At 49.4% G+C, this 2,849-nt stretch carries 2 protein-coding genes; both read left to right on the forward strand.

Annotated features, from left to right (window positions below; all coding sequences use genetic code 11):
- Window positions 1–216: 216 nt before the first annotated feature.
- Complete coding sequence (locus HWQ67_RS15585) at window positions 217–1,617, forward strand: adenylate/guanylate cyclase domain-containing protein (protein WP_218253607.1); 1,401 nt, start codon at window positions 217–219, stop codon at window positions 1,615–1,617.
- Window positions 1,618–1,765: 148 nt separating this feature from the next.
- Complete coding sequence (locus HWQ67_RS15590; protein WP_218253608.1) at window positions 1,766–2,701, forward strand: ABC transporter ATP-binding protein; 936 nt, start codon at window positions 1,766–1,768, stop codon at window positions 2,699–2,701.
- Window positions 2,702–2,849 lie beyond the last annotated feature (148 nt).

Below are 2,849 nucleotides of genomic sequence, written 5' to 3' on the forward strand. Positions count from 1 at the left end.
AAAGGCCTTATAGATGAGGCCATTACGGCCTATGAGAACTTCATAAGGTATGCGCCTCCCCAGTATGCAGGGCATGTAGAAACAGCGAAGGCGTTTATAGAAGAGCTAAAGCATAGAAGATAGTATACCCAACTACATGGAGTGGATTCCCGCTTGCGCTGGAATGACAAGAATTTTGCAAGGTTGATTTATATTGATATAAATAAGGAGTAGATTATGAGCGTATCCATATCACCGGCGGTAAAACTTGTCTGGCAGATAGCCGATAACGAGACACATACGACACGACATCGCCGTATAGAAAGGGAACATATCCTTGTCGGTATATGTAAGATTGGCGATGTACTGGCACTTGATGCCCCATACGCAGACATGCCGGATTCAGACGCTATGAAACCGGAGGTCAAGGCATTGGACGAACTCTTTTTACGTATACACATCGACAGGAAAGACCTTAAACGTATCATCAGGGAAATAATCGGTAACGGAGGATACACTCATACGGAAAATACCCTCCATAGAAGCGAAAGCTGCAAGGGGGCATTTAATCGAGCGGCCAAGATAGCCCAATCGGTAGGTTCCGAGACTATCACGGTGTTACATCTGCTTGCCGCAATTATGGAAGAGCCTGGTGATTATGTCGAAAAGGCCATAAATGACGCCGGTGTCTCCATCGAGGCGATGAGAGAGGCGCTTATGAAGTCACTCAACAGGCCCCTAAATGTGGAAGATATAAAGAGGATTGCCTTTGAAGTGCTCAACCGGATTAGAATGGAGTTAATAGTAGAAGATGTCTTCTTTGACGTTTCAGAGGAAGTCCTGAGTTTTCTGTGTGACGGCAGTTGTGACTCAGTAAACGGAGAGCGGCTGATTAAGCTGGCAACCGAAAGGCTAATCGATATACCATTAAACGAGAAGATGTTAAAAGGCGAACTACCAAAGGGCTGTATCGTGGAGGTGTGCCTGTATAAAGGCAATGTCGTATTTGAGGTCACCGATGTCAAGAAGATGTTGGAAGATAAGCTCCAGTGGGCAAGCTCATACCAGGAAGACATAGCTGACGATAAAGCCCCGGCCCCCGATTCATCCGAGGGAAAACGTGAATTTACGGTTATTATGTTTACGGACTTAAAGGGGTCGGTTGAGTATTTTGAAAGATACGGGACGATTGATGCTCATACCTGGATATGTAATCACAACAAGATCGTCATCCCAATAATAGAATCCCATGACGGAAGGGTTGTCAAAAAGATAGGCGATGCGGTTATGGCGTCTTTTAAGACACCGGCAGAGTCCGTCAGGGCCTCAATAGACATCCAGCGGTCTATAGCACGCAATAACGAAACCACAGAAGAGGCAAGGCGTCATTACGTGCGTATTGGCATAAATGCCGGAGACGTCCTATACAAGGATGGCGACTTCTATGGAAGTGTAGTCAATATAGCAAGCAGGGTACAAAACCTCACTCCACCTGGTACTGTGTATATTGCAGAGGGGCTTTACAGGCTCCTTGAAAATGATGTAGAGTTCAGGATTAAACCTCTGGGAGAAATGACAATAAAAGGGATGAAAACAAAACTCAGCGTCTATGAAGTTGACTGCAATGATGGTGGATAATGGGGTTAAGGGGGCTGGCCTCCTTGCAGGAGGGGGTCTGAGGTTAGGGCAGAGGGGGTGGGGCACCCCTGCCACAAACCGCTCCCCTTCTTGCCTTAACCGGAGTTAATTAAACAGACAATATAAAATTAATTATGGGCAGGTAAATATGGTGAGTGAATCAGTTATTTCGGTGAGGGATGTCCACAAGACCTACGGCAAGGTCATGGCGGTGAGGGGGATATCGTTTGAGGTCATGGGTGGGGCGTGTGTTGGGCTTTTGGGGCCTAACGGGGCAGGCAAGAGTACGCTGATGAAAATGATCTATGGCAAGTCGCTCAGGGATGAGCACGCCGGCAGCGCCATCTCCGTCTTTGGCTACGACCCCATGTACGATGAGCTGAAGATCAAGAGCATCTGTGGCGTTGTCCCGCAGGAGGACAACCTTGACGTTGAACTCAACGTCGTAGAGAACCTGATGACGTTTTGCAAGTTCTACGGTATCAGACGACGTGAGGCGCTAAACAGGATCGACGAACTGCTTGATATCATGGAACTCTCCGACAAGCGCGACGCCAGGCTCAGGAGTCTCTCCGGCGGGATGAAGAGGCGGTTAATCATAGCGCGTGCCCTTATCAACAATCCACGGCTGTTGATCCTGGATGAGCCAACCACGGGCTTAGACCCGCAGGTGCGACACTTCATGTGGAACAAGCTCAGGCAGATGAAAAAAGACAATCTGACGATCCTGCTTACCACGCACTACATGGAAGAGGCATTTCAGTTGTGTGATAACCTCGTCATTGTCAACGAAGGTCAAAAGGTCATCCAGGGCAATCCCAACGAGTTGTTGCAGCGTCACATCGAACGCTACGTCCTAGAACTGCGTCAGCCGCACGTCGCACGGCGAATCAACGGCCACATAGACAGCCTCAATCTGCGCTCAGACCACGCCCACGGCACTACACACGTATACTCCAACACCATAGACCCCCTGCAGGACATCATCAAAACCCTCAACAGCGACGACTACTACCTGCGTCAGGCAAACCTCGAAGACCTCTTCCTCAAGACCACGGGAAGGTCCCTCAACGAAACACAGTAGCCACGCCCCACCACAACCCACCGGTACCTCTCTAAAATTGGGTGCATAAACTTTTGGTGGGTAAGATAAACGGGGTCAAGGGGACTGGTCCCCTTGCAGGGGAGGTCAAGGAGGGGGCGGAGCCGCCCTTCTTGTAGGGGGTAGGGGG

Origin of the sequence: Candidatus Magnetobacterium casense, from assembly GCF_019173545.1 — a bacterium.
Lineage (GTDB): Bacteria > Nitrospirota > Thermodesulfovibrionia > Thermodesulfovibrionales > Magnetobacteriaceae > Magnetobacterium > Magnetobacterium cryptolimnobacter.